General features: G+C 69.5%; 13 protein-coding genes and 1 tRNA gene. 6 read left to right on the plus strand and 8 right to left on the minus strand.

From position 1 onward, the window contains the following. Positions 1-52 precede the first annotated feature (52 nt). The 5 genes from ACQ4L4_RS03300 to ACQ4L4_RS03320 form a co-directional block, all read right to left on the minus strand. A complete protein-coding gene (locus tag ACQ4L4_RS03300) occupies positions 53-1003 on the minus strand; it encodes a lysylphosphatidylglycerol synthase domain-containing protein (protein WP_431102767.1) in 951 nt (316 codons plus the stop codon). Continuing rightward, the gene (clsB, locus tag ACQ4L4_RS03305; protein WP_431102768.1) at positions 1000-2364 is read right to left on the minus strand and encodes a cardiolipin synthase ClsB; all 1365 of its coding nucleotides are present in this window, start codon (positions 2362-2364) and stop codon (positions 1000-1002) included. Before clsB ends, ACQ4L4_RS03300 begins: the two co-directional genes overlap by 4 nt. Further along, positions 2361-3098, minus strand: a complete 738-nt coding sequence (locus tag ACQ4L4_RS03310) for an endonuclease/exonuclease/phosphatase family protein (protein WP_431102769.1) — start codon at positions 3096-3098, stop codon at positions 2361-2363. Before ACQ4L4_RS03310 ends, clsB begins: the two co-directional genes overlap by 4 nt. 508 nt (positions 3099-3606) lie before the next feature. Beyond that, complete coding sequence (locus ACQ4L4_RS03315) at positions 3607-4038, minus strand: Hsp20/alpha crystallin family protein (RefSeq protein ID WP_431102770.1); 432 nt, start codon at positions 4036-4038, stop codon at positions 3607-3609. Positions 4039-4068: 30 nt separating this feature from the next. After that, positions 4069-4521 carry an Hsp20/alpha crystallin family protein gene (locus ACQ4L4_RS03320; RefSeq protein ID WP_431102772.1) on the minus strand — a complete coding sequence of 151 codons (453 nt, stop codon included), beginning with the start codon at positions 4519-4521 and terminating at the stop codon, positions 4069-4071. A gap of 659 nt (positions 4522-5180) precedes the next feature. On the opposite strand from ACQ4L4_RS03320, the gene ACQ4L4_RS03325 reads away from it, so the two are divergent. The 6 genes from ACQ4L4_RS03325 to ACQ4L4_RS03350 all read left to right on the plus strand — a co-directional run bounded on the left by ACQ4L4_RS03325 (position 5181) and on the right by ACQ4L4_RS03350 (position 12908). Continuing rightward, the gene (locus ACQ4L4_RS03325; protein WP_431102773.1) at positions 5181-6653 is read left to right on the plus strand and encodes a PLP-dependent aminotransferase family protein; all 1473 of its coding nucleotides are present in this window, start codon (positions 5181-5183) and stop codon (positions 6651-6653) included. Positions 6654-6716: 63 nt separating this feature from the next. Continuing rightward, positions 6717-9725: an EAL domain-containing protein gene (locus tag ACQ4L4_RS03330; RefSeq protein ID WP_431102774.1), complete on the plus strand. Its 3009-nt coding sequence runs from the start codon at positions 6717-6719 to the stop codon at positions 9723-9725. Beyond that, entirely contained in the window at positions 9722-9862 is a 141-nt protein-coding gene (locus tag ACQ4L4_RS03335; RefSeq protein ID WP_431102775.1) for a hypothetical protein, read from the plus strand. The genes ACQ4L4_RS03330 and ACQ4L4_RS03335 overlap by 4 nt, the downstream gene beginning before the upstream one ends. Further along, complete coding sequence (locus ACQ4L4_RS03340) at positions 9859-10710, plus strand: HDOD domain-containing protein (protein WP_431102776.1); 852 nt, start codon at positions 9859-9861, stop codon at positions 10708-10710. The genes ACQ4L4_RS03335 and ACQ4L4_RS03340 overlap by 4 nt, the downstream gene beginning before the upstream one ends. Positions 10711-10719: 9 nt before the next feature. After that, entirely contained in the window at positions 10720-11616 is an 897-nt protein-coding gene (locus ACQ4L4_RS03345; protein WP_431102777.1) for an ATP-binding protein, read from the plus strand. Continuing rightward, on the plus strand, positions 11613-12908 hold the full coding sequence (locus ACQ4L4_RS03350) for an HD domain-containing phosphohydrolase (RefSeq protein WP_431102778.1): 1296 nt from the start codon (positions 11613-11615) through the stop codon (positions 12906-12908). The genes ACQ4L4_RS03345 and ACQ4L4_RS03350 overlap by 4 nt, the downstream gene beginning before the upstream one ends. 94 nt (positions 12909-13002) lie before the next feature. Here the strand turns inward: ACQ4L4_RS03350 and ACQ4L4_RS03355 are convergent. From ACQ4L4_RS03355 to ACQ4L4_RS03365, 3 genes are all read right to left on the minus strand, one after another. After that, a tRNA-Ala gene (locus ACQ4L4_RS03355) sits at positions 13003-13078 on the minus strand. A gap of 106 nt (positions 13079-13184) precedes the next feature. Next, positions 13185-14579 carry a hypothetical protein gene (locus ACQ4L4_RS03360; RefSeq protein ID WP_431102779.1) on the minus strand — a complete coding sequence of 465 codons (1395 nt, stop codon included), beginning with the start codon at positions 14577-14579 and terminating at the stop codon, positions 13185-13187. 165 nt (positions 14580-14744) lie between these two features. After that, on the minus strand, positions 14745-15923 hold the full coding sequence (locus tag ACQ4L4_RS03365; RefSeq protein ID WP_431102780.1) for an NlpC/P60 family protein: 1179 nt from the start codon (positions 15921-15923) through the stop codon (positions 14745-14747). Positions 15924-16201: the final 278 nt, after the last annotated feature.

The following is a 16201-nucleotide window of genomic DNA, read 5'->3' on the forward strand; positions in this document are numbered from 1 at the left end:
GCGGAGGGCTCAGCAAGGCGGGTGCCCGGGTTCGGCGGAGCGCTTGAGCCTCCTACCTCCTCGCCTTCGCCTCCAGCACGAAGTAGGCGATGGCCGCGATCGACAGCGGCGCGAGGTAGTAGAGCGCCCGGTACGCGATCAGCGCGGCGAGGACCTGACCGTGGCCGAGCGTCGGGCCCAGGAAGGCGACGAAGACAGCTTCGAGCACGCCCAGGCCCGCCGGCACATGCGCGATGACGCCGGCCACCGCGGCCACCAGCAGCACCGACAGGGTGTGGCCGTAGTCGACGCCCTGCTGCAGCAGCACCCACAGCACCGCGCCCATCGTCAGCCAGTTGGCCGACGAGATCGCCAGCTGCATCAGCGCGATGCGCAGGCTCGGGACGAAGAAGTTGTGGCCGCGCAGCCGGAACTCGCGGCGTCTGGAGAACGCGCACAGCGCCAGATAGGCAGCGACGATCACCCACATCAGCGCACCCAGCCCGCGCAGCGCGGCGGCGCTGATCCGCCACTCCGGCGGCGGCGCGAGCCAGCCGAAGAGGAACAGCCCGCCCGCGAGCAGGCCGTAGCCGAGCCAGTTCGAGGCCATGCTCAATGCGAGGATCTTCGCCGGCACCGGGTGCCTCAGCCCCTCGCGCGCATACAGCCGCAATCGCATCGCGACGCCGCCGACCAGCGAGCCGAGGTTGAGGTTGAACGCGTAGCTGATGAAGGTGATCAGCATCACCCGCCGCGTCGGCACCGCATGATGCGCCCAGCGTTTGCCGATCAGGTCGTAGCCGCTGTAGATCAGGTGGCTGAGCGCGCACAGCGCCGCGCCGGCGATCAGCACGCCCAGGGGCAGTTGCCGCAGCGCGTCGACGACCTCGTCCCAGTCGACCTGCCGCGCCGCCCAGGCGAGGAGGGCCACCACGGCGACCGCGAACACGCCGCTCAGCCATCGGCCCCAGCGCCAGCGCGCCGGGCGTTGCGCCGCGGCATCCGGCGTCGGCCTCGCACTCACTCGGCCGTCTCCTTGCTCCAGCGTGTCACGCCATGCGCGTCTTGCCCGCGCTGCTCGCCTGGCCCGTCTTGCCATAACCAGGCTTCGGCAGCCGGTGTCTGCGAGGCGCTCACCACCACCGGCGTCTCCGCCGCCGGCATCACCGGCTGCGTCTGCCGCGGCAAGCGCGCCAACCACCGCGGGAAATGCCGCAGCACGTGGAAGACCAGCGTGCCGATGCCCAGGCGCCACCACCAGCGATGCGCATTGGTGTGCTCGAGCTTGAGCAGCTTGCACTGGTTCTTCATCAGCGGCAGGAGCTTGTCGCGCAGGGCGCGGTTGAAGGCGCGATCCTCGACGATCAGGTTGGCTTCGAGGTTCAGTGACAGGCTTAGCGGATCGAGGTTGCTCGAACCCACCGTCGCCCAGTGGTCGTCGACCAGCGCGACCTTGCCGTGCATCGGTCGTTCGCAGTATTCGTGGATGTGGACGCCGGCCCGCATCAACTGGTCGTACACCAGCTGCGCCGCCCAGCGCGCCCACGCGATGTCGGGCTGTCCCTGCAGGATCAGGTGGACGTCCACGCCGCGCCGCGCCGCCCGCTGCATGCTCCGCAGCAGCAGGAAGCCCGGGAAGAAGTAGGCGTTGGCGATGATCACCTCGCGCTGCGATGCGTGCAGCGCGAGGCGGTACATGCGCTCGATGTCGTCGCGGTGGCGGTGGTTGTCGCGCGTGACGACGACCGCCTTGGCCTGGCCGGCCGTCGATGCGTCGGCGCGACCCGTCGAGGGGGTGCTCTTGCGTGGTTCCTTCGCGCGGCTCGGCCACCAGCGACGCTGTCCCGCCGACCCGGCGGACGGCGTCTGCGGCGTCGCGGTGGCGAGGATCTCCCCCGTCACGCGCCGCAGCTGCGCGACCACCGGCCCGCGCACGCGCACCGCGTAGTCCTGCTTGGCCTCGGGGCCGAAATCGATCAGGTGATCCGCCGAGTAGTTGATGCCGCCGATGAAGCCCGTCTCGCCGTCGACGACGACGATCTTGCGATGCAGCCTGCGGAACGGCTTCAGCCGCCGCGACAGCTTCGGCGGCGGGTCGAAGACGTGCAGCCGCACGCCTGCGTCGGTGAGTCCGTTCACGAAATTCATCGACAGCTCCGGCGACCCGAAGCCGTCCACCGTCATGTCCACGCGCACGCCGCGTTTCGCGGCTGCGATGAGGACCTCGCGCAAGGCCAGGCCGACCTTGTCCTCGAAGAGGATGAAGGTCTCGATGAGGACCTCGTGCTTCGCGCCCTCGATCGCGGCGAAGACGGCGGGGAAGAACTCCTCGCCGTTCTCGAGCAGCTCGAGGTCGTTGCCTGCGCTCCAGTCGGGGCGCTTCACAGCCGGATCTCCGCGGCCAGCGGCGCATGGTCGGACAGGTGCGACCACGGCCGGCGCGGCAGCACGATCGGATGCTGCACCGACGCACCGCGCACGTAGATGCGGTCCAGCGCCAGCAGCGGGAAGCGAGACGGGAAGGTCCGCGCCGCGGAGCCGTACGACTTCACGAAGACCTCCGCGAGACCGGCGCAGCGACTCAGCATCTTGTGCGCCCGCTGGCGCCAGTCGTTGAAGTCGCCAGCGACGACCACCGGGTCGCCCGGGGGCAGGCTGTCGATCAGATGGCACAGGCGCTCGACCTGGCGCTGGCGGTGCGACTCGCGCAAGCCCAGGTGCACGCAGATCGCGTGCAGCTCGCGGCCGTCGGAGAGCTTCAGGACGCTGTGCAGGAGGCCGCGACGCTCGGGGCCTTCAATGGACACGTCGTGGTTGGTGTGTCGCGTGATCGCGAACTTGGACAGCAGCGCGTTGCCGTGATGACCCTGCGGATAGACCGCATTGCGGCCGTACGCGAAGTCGCTCCACAGGCTGTCCGCGAGGAACTCGTAGTGGGGACCCCGCGGCCAGTCGGCGATCCGGGCCGCGTGCAGTTCATGCTCGCCGAGCACTTCCTGCAGGAAGACGACATCGGCGGAGACGGCTCGCACCGCCTCCCGCAGCTCGTGCAGGATGAAGCGGCGGTTGAAGAAGCCGAAACCCTTGTGGAGATTGACGGTGAGGACGGTGAATTTCATGGCTTGCCCTAGCGGCAAGCCCTGTGCCCGTCATCGCCTCAGAGGTCGTCGGGCTTGAGCATCATGGGGCCGATGCACAGGACCCCGAAGGTGAGGGCGAATGCGCCCACGAGGATCGCGCCGATCAGTTCAAGCATGGGGTGCTCCTGGATGGCGGTGCCGCGTCGCGGCGGGCTCCCGGCGCTCCGGGCGCAAGGCTCGGAAGGCCGGGTGGGAGCGATCGATACTAGACCTGTCGGCGCCGCCGCCGCAATCGCGGACGGCGGTGACCCACCGCCCGTTCGGGGGATTCCGAGCCCGGGTTGCGCAATCCTTCCGGCCGTGCTCCGGGGCGGTCCTGCGCATTCGGCGTGCCGTACGCGTCCGCCAAGGAGGAGCGGGCCACGCGGAGCACGGCGCCGCCTGGCCCCCCAGGCCAGGCGCACGCGCGGCGGTCCCTGGATGCGCTCGCACGCCATGGCGCGACGGGCGGCAGTCGCCTGGCGCTCCGTCGTCTGGCGCTCCGTCTTCAGGCGGTGGATACGGCGATACGCCGCGGCTGCGCATGCGCCTGTTTCGGGATGCGCAGCGTCAGCACGCCGTCCTTCACCCCGGCCTCGATGCGGGCGGTATCGAGTTCACGACTGAGGGTGAAGGCTCGCCGGTAGCGAGGCACATTGACCTCGGCCCACATGCCGCGCATGCCCTCGGGCGCCACGACGGCCACGTCGCCTTCGATCACCAGCGTCTCGCCGTCCAGCCGGACATCCAGGCCGTCCCGCGGGACGCCCGGCATATCGGCCAGGAGGGTGATGCCCCCCGCGTCCTCGAAGATCTCAACGGCGGGTTCCGCGACGTCGCGCGAGTGACGCCCCGGTTTGGCCGTCGGCGAACTCGCATCGGACGTGGGGAGTGGCGAGCGGCCGGCCTCGGTGCGGGTCAGTTGGGTGTGATCAGACATGATGGTTCCTTCCAATCGTGGTTCGACCGCTCACTGGACGTTGATGCGCTGTGGCTGAGCCGTTTCGCGCAGGCCGACCTTGATGCGCAGGACGCCGTCGCGGTATTGCGCCTCGACGCTGCCCGTATCGGCCTCTTCGGGCAGGGTCACCGCGCGGCTGAAGCGGCCGTGCCAGCGCTCCGCCGCATACCACTGCACGGCATCCGAGGCGCGGCGGTCCGTCGGTGGACGCTCGCCGGAGATCCGCAGGACGCCGCGCTCGACGGTGACGTCGATGGCCTGCGCCTCCAGGCCCGGCGCGAAGGCATAGACCTCGATGGAGCGCTCGGTTCGTCCGATGTTGATCGGCGGAAAGCTCCCGGCCACCGCGGACCGGATGCCATCCGGCAATCCGTCGGCCGACCGGGATCGCGAAATCGCCTGTTGCAGTTGGGCGAGCTGCTCCAGCAGGCCCTGGGGACGGTGGAACACGGTGTCGAACATCAGAAGCTCCTTTCCTTGGTCGATGGTCGATGGAGGACGTCGACGCTCGCGCGTCGATCGAGATGAAGCGTTGACGGGTGGCGCCGCGGCGCGGGCCAGATCGCCGACGACGATCAAGCGGCGCACGTGCTGGCCGCGCAGCGGTCAGCAGTCAGCAGTCAGCAGTCAGCAGTCAGCGTTCGGCGGGCGGGCGCCTGCTGGCGCCCCGCAGCGCTGAGGGGTCGCGCGCGAAACAGGGGCGCGTCGAAGACTTCAGGCGTCGCAGCGTCTCGCGTGCGAGCAGGTAGGCTTGAAGTTGCGATGGGCTCAATGGGAGCCGGGGGCGTCGCGAAGCGCGTTCCACTGGAGCGCTGGACGTGTCGGGTTGCTGTTTGGCCATGATCCAGTCCTCATCCGAATCGATAGATGGCGGTTCGACACGGATTTAGGAATTCGGAGGGGCGACTTCAAGAGCGGATCGATTAGGTGAAAACCCTTGGTCGACTGGGCGCCACGGCGGACGCCGACGCCAGGCGCATGACGCATGGCGCATGGCGCATGGCTCGGGCCAAGGCCTGCGCGCGCCGCGCGACGGCGCTTGCATCGCACCGCACAAACCTTAGACTGCCTGAACGTCACCCCACCAAGTCGGCAGTCGACCGAGGCGCGGTGCCAACCCCATGCGCGATCCCCCGCTCACCGCCTCCGATGCGAGGTATGAGCTGCTCGCTCGAGAACTCGAGCAGCAGATCGCGGCCGGCGTGCTGCGCCCCGGGGATCGTCTGCCTTCCGTGCGCCAGACGCGTGCAAGCCGGGGCCTCAGCCCCAGCACCGTGTTCCAGGCCTACTACCTGCTCGAGTCCCGCGGACTGATTCGCGCGGTACCCCGGTCAGGCTATTTCGTTGCCGCGCGTGCAGACGGCGCGCTGCTCGCGGAGCCGGCGACCTCGGAGCCGCCAGCCGGCTCGCAGACCGTGGAGGTCAACGACCTGGTCTATGGGATCCTCGGCTCGGCGCGGGCACGCGACATCGTGCCCTTGGGCTCGGCCTTCCCCAGCCCGCTGCTGTTCCCCTTGGATCGACTGCGCCGCGCGCTGATCTCGAGTACCCGGCGGCTCGAGCCCTGGCACATGGTCGAGGACCTGCCGCCGGGCAACCTGCGGCTGCGGCGTGAGATCGCCAAGCGATACCTGCGCCAGGGTCTTGCCGTTGCCGCCGACGAGATCGTGCTGACCCACGGTGCGATGGAGGCGCTGAACCTGTGCCTGAACGCGGTCACGAGGCCGGGTGATGCGGTCGTGGTGGAGTCCCCCACCTTTTATGTGGCGCTGCAGGCGTTGCAGCGGCTGGGCCTGCATGCCATCGAGGTGCCGACGCACAGCCGCGAAGGCATCGATCTCGGCCGCCTGGCGCAGGTCATCGAGCTCTACCGTCCCAAGGCCTGCTGGCTGATGACGACCTTCCAGAATCCCCTCGGCAGCCTGATGCCCGAGGTCAAGAAGCGAGACCTGGTCGACCTGCTCGCCCGCCACGACCTGCCGATGATCGAAGACGACGTGTATGCGGAGCTCTATGAAGGCCACGTGGCGCCGCTGCCTGCCAAGGCCTACGACCGACGCGGTCTGGTGCTGCACTGCTCGTCGTTCTCGAAGTGTCTGGCGCCGGGCTACCGCGTCGGCTGGGCAGCCCCCGGTCGTTGGGCGCAGGAGGTCCGACGGCTGAAGCTGATGACCAGCCTGTCCGGTTCGATCCCGGTCCAGGCCGCCGTGGCGGAGTACCTGCAGGAGGGCGGCTATGACCATCACCTCCGAGGCTTGCGCCAGTCGTTGCAGGCGCAGCGGACCAGCCTGTTCGAGGCCGTGACCCGGCACTTTCCCGCTGGCACGCGCCTGATGCGGCCGGCCGGCGGTTACTTCATCTGGGTCGAGTTGCCCGTCGGGGTCGACGCGATGGCGCTGTACCGCGCCGCGCTGACGCAAGGCATCAGCGTGGCCCCGGGGCCGATGTTCTCGGCGCGTGCCGAGTTCCAGCACCACATCCGGCTGACCTGCGGCACGCCCTGGGACGCGACGCTCGAGCGCGCCACGCGCACGCTGGCGCGCCTGGTCGACGACGCGGCGCGCGCCGTCTTGCCTGCGCCTGCCGCCATCTGATCCTGTCGTCGGGGGCCGCAACTGATCACGCCGCTGCCGCGGGCTGCCCGGCAGACTGCAGGCATGACGAAGCCCCACCTGCTCCACTCCTGCTGCGACGCCAGTCCTGCGTTGGCGCCGACGGTCGCCAGTCCTGCGTTGTCGCCGACGGTCGCCAGTCCTGCGTTGTCGCCGACGGTCGCCCGTCCCGCGTTGGCGCCGACGGTCGTCAATCCTGCGCCACCAGACTTCGAGAACGTCCTGCGTGAAGTCCTGGACCGGCTGGGGCCTTCCATCTTCGCCGGCCTGCTCGACACCGACGGGGTGCTGCGCTACGCCAACGAGGCGGCGCTGCAGGCCATCGGCAGCACGTCGGATCAGGTGCTGGGCAGGCGCTTCGATGCCACCCCCTGGTGGCAGGCCTGCGAGCTGTCGCAGCAGCGGCTGCAGAAGGCGCTGGCAAGCGCCTTGCGCGGGGAGGCTTCGCGCTTCGACGTGCGCGTGGCCACGAGCTCGGGGGCGACGCTGGCGATGGACTTTTCGCTGTTGCCGCTCTACGGTGCGGACGGCAGCGTGGCCTGGCTGATCCCTTCGGCGCGCGACGTGACCGAACGGGAACAGGCACAGCATCAGCTGCGGCTGACCCGCCATGCGGTCGAGCAGGCCAACGACGCGCTGTTGCAGGTCGGGCCTGATGGGGCCTTCCGCGATGCCAACGCGGCGGCCTGCCGACTGCTGGGTCTGGAGCGCGACCAGTTGCTGCGGCTGCGGGTGCCCGACATCGACACGCAGACCGACGACACACAGTGGCCGCATCGCTGGCGCGAGTTGTGCGAGCGCGGTTCGCTGCGCTTCGAGACCAGCATCCGCCACCAGGAGGGCCATGAGATTCCGGCCGACGTCTCCGTCAGCCTGGTGACGACCGACGCCGAGACATTCGCCCACGTCTGCATCGACGACCTGCGCGAACGCCGCGCCGCCGAACGCCGCATCCGTCAATTGCTGCAGTTCGATGAACTGACGGGACTGCCCAACCGCCAGCTGCTCTTCGAGCGCCTGAGCGCGATCTTGCAGGCCGGCACCGAGACCGTGGTGCTGGTGCTGGAACTCGACCGATTCAAGCGCATCAACGACGGCCTCGGCACGCACATCGGCGACGCGGTGCTTCGCGAGGCGGCACAGCGTATCGCCGCCACCGTACGGAGCAGCGACCTGGTGGCGCGCCGCGGCGGGGACGAGTTCGTGATCGTGATGCCGGCCCCTTCAATACCGGAGCTGCACACGGCGCAGGCGCTGCTCGGTGCCATCGCCCGACCGATGTGCGTCGAGGGGCACGAGATCCACATCACCTGCAGCATCGGCGTCGCCACGGCGCCGGATGACGGCGACCACGCCGACACCCTGCTGCGTCGCGCCAATGCCGCGCTGCATCAGGCCAAGCTGTCGGGCCGCAACCAGGCCAGTGTCTATGCCGGCGCGCACCACGACGACGATCCGGAACGACTGGCGCTGGAGACCGCATTGCGCCATGCGCTTCGCGACGAGCAGTTCGAACTGCACTACCAACCGCAGGTCGACCTCGGGCATGGCCGCATCGTCGGTGTAGAGGCCTTGCTGCGCTGGCAACACCCGACACTCGGCCGCATCGCGCCGGATCGCTTCATCCCCATCGCCGAGGAGACCGGCCTGATCGTCGTCATCGGCGACTGGGTGCTGCGCCGCGCCATCGAGCAGGCCGCGCAATGGCAGCGTGCCGGGCTTCCCCCGCTGCGCATGGCGGTCAATCTGTCGGCGCGCCAACTGCTCCAGCCGGACCTGGCCCGGCGCATCGAGGGCCTGCTGGCAGCCACCGGCCTCGACCCGAGGCTGTTCGGGGTCGAGGTCACGGAGAGCATGCTGATCGCCAACTTCGATCAGGCGGTGCAACATCTGCAGGGGCTGCGAACGCTCGGCGTCGAGGTCTCGCTCGACGACTTCGGTACCGGGTACTCGAGCCTGAGCTACCTGCGGCGCTTGCCGGTCGACGTGGTCAAGATCGACCGCTCCCTGGTGCCCGATGTCAGCGCGCCGGCGGAAGACGTCTCGATCACGCGCGCCATCATCACGATGGCGCACCAGCTGCAGATGAAGGTGGTCGCCGAAGGCGTCGAAAGCGAAGGCCAGGCGGCCCTGCTCGCCGCCAACCGGTGCGACCAGATGCAGGGCTACTGGTTCAGCGCCGCCGTGCCGGCGGCAGCGATCGAAACGCTGCTGCGCGACGGCCGGCAGATCGATGCGTCGCTCCTGGGCCGGCGTTCGCGTCGACGCACCTTGCTGCTGGTCGATGACGAAGAAAACATCATCGCCGCCTTGCGCCGCCTGCTGCGCGTCGAGGACTGGCTGGTGCTCAGCGCCACCAGCGCCGAGCAGGCGCTGCAGTTGATGGCGAGACACGAGGTCGACGTCATCCTGTCCGATCAGCGCATGCCGGGCATGACGGGCGTCGAGCTGCTGCGCCGGGCCAGGCAGTTGTGCCCGGAGACGATCCGACTGGTGCTCTCGGGCTACACCGAGCTGCAGGCGATCACCGACGCGATCAACGAGGGGGCGATCTACAAGTTCCTCGCCAAGCCCTGGGACGACGAGCAATTGCGGGCTCATCTGCGCGAGGCCTTCGCGCTCAAGGAGATGGCCGATCAGAACCGGCGCCTCGACCACGAGGTGCAGACCGCCAATCGCGAACTGGCCGAACTGAACCGGCGACTCCAGACGCTGTTGAACGCACAACGCGAACAGAACCTGCGCGAGATCGGCAGCCGTGAGGCGGCGCAGGAGCTCCTGAATGCCATGCCAGTGCCCGTGTTCGGCATCGACGAGGAAGGCCTGCTGGCGTTTGCCAACGCGCCGGCCCTGTCGCTTTGCGGCATGGCGGGGGAGTTGCTCGGTGCGTCCGCGTCCGAGCAACTGCCGCAGGCCTTGCGGCAGGCGGTGGAGGGCGATCCGATGCTGGTCTGGCTGGCGGGGCGCCGCTGGTGGGCGATGAGCCGGTTGTTGAGCGGCAGCGCGCAGGGGCGGCTGCTGGTGCTGTTGCCGCAGGCAGGGGGCTCGCAATGAGTGCGCCATCCGTTCCCGACAAGGCGCCCGTGGCGCCGGCGGAACTGGCGCACCTGTTCCGCCACAGCCTGCGCGACGGACGGGTCCATCCACTGCTGCACCTCGTGCGGCGCTACCGTCAGGAGTCACCGCGATGAGCACGGCCTTGCAACCGATCACCCACGACGAATTGCTCACGGGACTGCGCGACCTGCCTCCGCTTCCTTCGGTGGTGCTTGAACTGATTGAATCGCTCGGCCGCGAGGAACTCGGCGCCACGCAGTTGGCGACCCAGATCTCGCAAGACCAGGCGCTGGCCGCCAAGACCCTGCGCCTGGCCAACTCGTCCTTCTACGGCCGAGGCCGGCAGGTGGGGTCGGTGGCGGAGGCGATCGGCGTGCTGGGCCTGCGTACCGTGCGCAGTGTCCTCACGGCGGCCGGGCTCGCCGGCAGCTTTCGCCGCAGCCCCGGGTTCGACCACGAGATCTTCTGGCGCCACTCGATAGGCAGCGGCTTGTGTGCCCAAGCGCTGGCCGGTGAACTGCGGCGCGACGACGCCGACCTGGCGTTCACGGTGGGTCTGCTGCACGACGTCGGCCAGTTGGCGCTGGCCTGCTCGTTCGCACCGGCCTACGCCGAGGCGCGGCGGTGGCGACACGATCAGGATTGCGCCGCCGGAGAAGCCGAGCGCGCCGTGCTCGGCGTTGATCACGCCGAAGTCGGCGGGCTGATCGCGAGCCGTTGGAACTTCGCCCCGGCCATCGTCGCCGCCATCCGCGAGCACCACGCACCGCCGGCCGCGGCCGGGCTCACGCTGACGAGCATCGCTCACGTGGCCGATGCCATCGCCCATGCGCTGGGTCTGGCCGGCGACGCCGACGAGGCGGTGCCGACCCTGTTGCCGTCGCTGTGGGCCGCCTGCGGTCTGGATGACGCCGCCTGCATGCGGGTGTTCGCGCATGCCGAGGCCCAGTTCGAGACCGTCTGCGAGGCGATCCTTCACTGAATGACCACCATGACCAACTCCGAACTCTTTTCGCTGCAACGTGCCAACCAGGAGCTGCGCGCCCTGAACGACAGCCTGCGCGCCGCGCAGGACCAGCTGCTGCAGTCCGAACGACTGGCGTCGATCGGGCAACTCGCCGCCGGCGTGGCGCACGAAATCAACAACCCGATCGGCTATGTCTTCTCGAACTTCGGCACGCTGCAAGCCTACCTGGAGCGCGTCTTCGAGATGCTCGAAGCCTACGAACAGGCCGAGCCTGCGTTGGCGGGCAGCGCCGTGGCGACGCGGCTGGCGGCCTTGCGTGAGCGCATCGAGCTGGACTACCTGAAGCAGGACATCCCGATGCTGATGGGCGAGTCGAAGGAGGGACTGTCGCGCGTGCGGCAGATCGTCCAGGACCTGAAGGACTTCTCGCGCGTGGACACCAACCGGGAATGGGTCTGGGCCTCGCTGCACCAGGGGATCGATTCGACGCTGAACATCGTGGCCAACGAGATCAAGTATCGGGCCGAGGTCCGCCGCGAGTACGGCGACCTGCCCGACATCGAATGCCTGCCGTCGGAACTGAACCAGGTCTTCCTGAACCTGCTCGTCAATGCGGCCCATGCGGTCGGCCCGGAGCGCGGCCTGATCGTCGTGCGCAGCGGCCACGCCGGGGACAAGGTCTGGGTCGAGGTGGAGGACGATGGTTGCGGCATCGCACCGGATCATCTGGCGCGTGTCTTCGACCCCTTCTTCACGACCAAGCCGGTCGGTCGCGGTACCGGCCTGGGCCTGTCGCTGGCCTATGGCATCGTGCAGAAGCATCAGGGCCGCATCGACCTGCGCAGCGAACCCGGCCACGGCGCCTGCTTCCGCGTCACCCTGCCCGTACGACGTCCCGGCGTCGAAGGGACTGCGCCATGACAACGGCCATCCAGCCGTGGACGCTGCTGGCGATCGACGACGAGCCGAACATCCTGGCCGCGTTGCGGCGCCTGTTTCGCGCCACGGGCTGGCGCATCCTGACGGCGGGGCACGCCGAGGAGGCGCTGTCGCTGCTCGCCGCCGAGCCCGTCAATGCGGTGCTGTCGGACATGCGCATGCCGGGCATGGACGGTGTGCAATTGCTCGAAAGGATCAGCCAGGGCTGGCCCCATGCGGCGCGGCTGCTGCTGACGGGCCAGGCCGACCTGGGTTCGACGATCGCCGCCGTCAACCGCGGCGGCATTCACCGCTACATCGCCAAGCCCTGGAACGACGACGAACTGGTGATGACGCTGCGTCAGGTCGAGGAAAGGCAGCAGCTCGAAGCGGACAAGCAGGCGCTCGAGCGGCTGACGCAGTTGCAGAACGACGAGCTGAAGACACTGAACGCCGGACTGGAGGTCCGTGTCGCCTCGCGCACCGAGGAGCTGGCTGCCGCCAATGGCAGGCTCAAGCGCAACTACCTGACGTCGATCAAGGCGTTCACCGCCCTGATCGAGATGCGTGGCAAGACGCAGGTCGGACACGCGCGTCAGGTGGCCGACCTGGCGCGGCGGATCGCGCAGACGATGACGCTGGATGCGGGCACTGCCCACGATCTTCCGATTGCCGCGCTGCTGCATGACATCGGCCACATTGGCCTCAGCGACGCGCTGCTGGCGCGGCCGCTGAATCGGCTCGATCCCGACGAACTGCGGCGCTACCGGCAGCACCCCGTGCTCGGCGAGCAGGCCTTGCTGGCCTGCGACGACATGCAGGGCGTGGCGCCGCTGATCCGCGCGCACCACGAGCGCTGGGACGGGCAGGGGTTCCCCGATGGCCTGCGCGGCACGGCGATTCCGCTCGGCGCCCGCATCCTGGCCGTGGCCGATGCCTACGAGGACCTGCGTGGCGGTCGCATCGACGGTGAGGCATTGAGTCCGTCCGAGGCTCGCCGGGCGGTGCTTGCCGGCCGCGGCAGCCAGTTCGACCCGAGCGTCGTCGATGCCTTCGCGAGCCTGTTCTCGATCGCGTCACCCGAGACCGCAGTGCCGCTGCAGCACTTGCGCACTGCGGACCTGCGCGCCGGTCAGGTCCTCCTGCGGGACTTCGTCTCCCCGGAGGGCGTGCTGCTGCTGTCTTCCGGCCAGCGGCTGAATGAGGACCTGATCACCCGCATCGTCGCCTTTGAGAAAAAGCATGGGCGGGCGCTGACACTGGCGGTGCAAGTGCCAGCGGAAGCCGGACGATGAAACGGTAATTGATAGGCCAGAAAAACATAAAGCTGCCATATAGGCAGCTTTATGAGTCGGGGCGCGCCTTTCGGTGCGACCCTTTCGGATCTGTTGGTGGAGAGGAGGAGGATCGAACTCCCGACCTTCGCATTGCGAACGCGACGCTCTCCCAGCTGAGCTACCCCCCCAACGAAGACGTCGACTATAGCAGAGATTTCACGGTGCTCGCCGTTGCGTCGGAAACCGGAACGGAGTTCGCACGACACGTGGTGCGGCCATCGCGGCTCGCGGCCTTCACCAACGGCAGCCCTTGTCGCGCGCGGCATCGCGCACCAGCGGCACGACCGCCAGCAGGCCCTTGTCCGCGTACGCCTTGCGGCATTCCTGCTGGCCGGCCTCGCGCATCTTCTCGGCCAGGGCGTCCTTGTCCTCCGGCGGCTTCGGCACCGCCGAGATCACGCCCGAGGGCGTCCCGCGCGGGCGCATCGGACCCCGCGCGGCGTTCAGGTCGAGGTTCAGCTTCGGCGCGTTCGGGGGCGTGGAGGCCGGGGTCGCCACGTCATGGCCGGTGCGTGCGCCAGCGTCCGGCGCGCCGACGCTCGGTTGGGTCGTCGTAGGCGTCGTCGAGCCGTCGAGCGATGTCCGACTGGCTGGTGTCGGTGAAGGCGTGGTCGACACGCGCGGCTGCGGCGTGGGGGCAGGGCTGGGCGCGGGCGTGGCCGCCGCGGGCGGCGTCGGTGCGGCGGTGGGTGTTGGCGCAGGAGCGGGCGGCGCCACCTGCGGCGCGGGCGTTGGCGGCGCCGGTACGGGCGTCGGCGCGGGTTGGGGCACAGGGGCCGGCGCAGGCGCTGGCGTCAGCGGCGGCAGCTCGGCGGGCGCCTTCAGTTCCGATGGCACGGGGGGTGTCAGTGTCCGCTCGATCGGCGTGCGGTCGATGCGTCTCACCGTCGTAGGCGTCTCGCTGAGGATGGGCGCGGGGCGCTCCGGCAACTGCAGCGGCGAAGGCGCCTGCAGCGGATCCGTCGGCGCTGTCGGCCGCGCGGGCGTCGCCTCTCGCGCGGGAGCGATGCGCGTGGGTGCCGTCACGGTGGCTTCGACAGGCGTCGTGAGCGTTGTGATCGAAGGCGCAGGCTCGACGGTGGGCGTGGGCGAGGGCGCTGGAGGCGGCGTCGGCGTCGGCGGGGCTGGTGTGGGTGCGGGCGTTGGCGCGGGAACGGGTGTCGGCGCTAGCGGAGCCGGCGTCGGCGTCGGAGTCGGTGTCGGCGAGGGCACCGGAGCCGTCGTGGCCGGCGGTGCGCTGCGGTCGGCGGGCGCGTCGCCGGTCAGTTCGTCGCCGGGCTGTTGCCGCCATTGCCCCTGGCGCGCGGCGCCAGGCGCCCGTTGTTCTTCCGGCGTCGGCGGGCGTTCCCGCACCGCGCCGCCGGAGCGGGGCTGCTTCGCTTCGCCGATCGGTCCGCGCTCGGGCAGCACGACGGCGGGCTCGCCCGAACCCGGCTCGTAGCGATCGCCCTGAAGTCTCACGTTCAGCGGACCCCAGGCGCCTTCGCCGGGCTTGGCCGATCCGCCGGGCGCGTTGCCGATGGCCACGAGCAGCAGCACGTGCAGCAGCACGGCCAGCAGCAGGGCCTGACCCATCTGGTCGGAGACTCGGTGCAGCGGTGTCTGGGCGGGATCGAGGACGGCGGACAAGGTGGATCGCGGAGGATCGCGGCGACGGCGCTGGGGCGCAGCATAGCCGGGATCACCGGGCTGCCGTGTCAGGACTTGTCTTCAGGAGGATCGCGCCGGAGGGCGCGCGGGGCGCTCGTGTCGCGGGCGGCGGCGGCGGGCGCAGGGGCCCGCTCGCGTGCTGGCTCAGGTGCCAGGACTGGCCTGGTTCAGATCGGCGCGGCGGGCGCCGGTGAAACGCTTGGCCCAGTACGCTTCGCGCATGTCCTCGACGCGCACCGCGCCGCCGACGCGCGGCGAGTGGATGAACTTGCCTTCGCCGACATAGATGCCGACGTGCGAGAAGGTCGCGCGCATCGTGTTGAAGAAGACCAGGTCGCCGGGCTTGAGGTCTTCCTTCTTGATCGGCACCAAGCTCGAGAGCTTGGCCTGCTCGTCGGCGCGGCGCGGCAGGACCAGGCCCACGCTCATCTCGAAGATGTGGCGCGTGAAGCCGCTGCAGTCGAAGCCGTTGTTGACCGAGTTGCCGCCGCGTTTGTACGGCACGCCCAGGAAGTTCATCGCCGACAGCACCAGGTCCGAGGCGTTGTCGCGGACCCGGTTCAGCAGGCCCGGCGCGGCAGCGTCGGCGCCCGGCGAGGCGGGCAGTTGCTGAGCCTGCGCGACGATGCCGCGCTGCTGCAGGAAACGGGCGACGGACTCGCTGGCGTTCGCGTTGCCGGCGGCGGCGCCCATCAGGGCGGTCGGCGGCAGCGAAGAGGTCGGGGTGGCGGTCGTGGTCGTGGCGGGCAGGGCCGGAGCGACCAGCGCGGCAGCCGTGCCTGCGGCGGCGACGGTCGTCGCGACCGCCGCGGCGCCGGCGGGCGAGCGCATCAGGCTCTGCCCATAGGCGCCCATCATCGTGCCGGCGGGCGGCGCGACGTCGGTCTTCGTATCCGCGACCTTCACGTCGGCCTTCGCCGGCGCGGCCTTGTCCGCGGTCTTCGTTTCAGTCTTCGACTCGGTCTTCGTTTCTGCCTTCGTCTCGGCCTTCGTTTCGGCCTTGGCCGAAGCGATCTTGTCGGTGCTCGCCGGCTTGTCGGCTGCGATCTCGGTCGCCGGGGACTTGTCCTCGTCGGCCTTGGCCTTGCGGTCCTTGCCGGTGGCCTTGGCCGCGACCGGCTTCGAGGCCTTGCCGTCCTTCGAGGACCTGGCGGCCTGCTTCGACTCGGCGGGCTTCTTCGCGGCCGGTTTGGCGGCGGCCTTCGACGGCGCCGCCTTGGCCTGCGCCTTGGGCTTGTCGTGCGACTCGTTGGTGGACGAGGTCGACTGTTGCGCCCAGCAACTACCGCTCGCGAAGACGCAGATCAGCCCCAGTGCGGCCATGGCGCGCTGGAGCTTCTTGTGTCGGGGAGCAGAGCGGGAAGGACGAACAGTACTCATCGGTGTTGGGCGCGGAGACTAGGCACCATCTCCGTACCGGTCAAGCGCGAATGCCCGCAGGACCGCGCTTGGCTAGGGAAAGTCCGGGCGTGGCCGCGTGACCGTTCCCAGGAAAACCCGGATTGGACCACAGCCCCATGACGCAAGGCTGTGAACGAAAGTTTCAGAAAAGCTGCCGATGCGAGGATCCGTGCGGAATTCGCGCATTCAATACCGACATC

The sequence above is a fragment of the Roseateles noduli genome (assembly GCF_050626985.1).
Taxonomy (GTDB): Bacteria; Pseudomonadota; Gammaproteobacteria; order Burkholderiales; family Burkholderiaceae_C; genus Roseateles; species Roseateles noduli_A.

Excerpts from the sequence above, each read along its gene's own strand:
- ACQ4L4_RS03345 (WP_431102777.1), top strand. The coding sequence starts at position 10,720 with ATGACCAACTCCGAACTCTTTTCGCTGCAACGTGCCAACCAGGAGCTG.
- ACQ4L4_RS03315 (WP_431102770.1), bottom strand. The coding sequence starts at position 4,038 with ATGTCTGATCACACCCAACTGACCCGCACCGAGGCCGGCCGCTCGCCA.
- ACQ4L4_RS03335 (WP_431102775.1), top strand. The coding sequence starts at position 9,722 with ATGAGTGCGCCATCCGTTCCCGACAAGGCGCCCGTGGCGCCGGCGGAA.
- ACQ4L4_RS03330 (WP_431102774.1), top strand. The coding sequence starts at position 6,717 with ATGACGAAGCCCCACCTGCTCCACTCCTGCTGCGACGCCAGTCCTGCG.
- ACQ4L4_RS03325 (WP_431102773.1), top strand. The coding sequence starts at position 5,181 with ATGCGCGATCCCCCGCTCACCGCCTCCGATGCGAGGTATGAGCTGCTC.
- ACQ4L4_RS03350 (WP_431102778.1), top strand. The coding sequence starts at position 11,613 with ATGACAACGGCCATCCAGCCGTGGACGCTGCTGGCGATCGACGACGAG.
- ACQ4L4_RS03320 (WP_431102772.1), bottom strand. The coding sequence starts at position 4,521 with ATGTTCGACACCGTGTTCCACCGTCCCCAGGGCCTGCTGGAGCAGCTC.
- ACQ4L4_RS03310 (WP_431102769.1), bottom strand. The coding sequence starts at position 3,098 with ATGAAATTCACCGTCCTCACCGTCAATCTCCACAAGGGTTTCGGCTTC.
- ACQ4L4_RS03340 (WP_431102776.1), top strand. The coding sequence starts at position 9,859 with ATGAGCACGGCCTTGCAACCGATCACCCACGACGAATTGCTCACGGGA.
- ACQ4L4_RS03365 (WP_431102780.1), bottom strand. The coding sequence starts at position 15,923 with ATGGCCGCACTGGGGCTGATCTGCGTCTTCGCGAGCGGTAGTTGCTGG.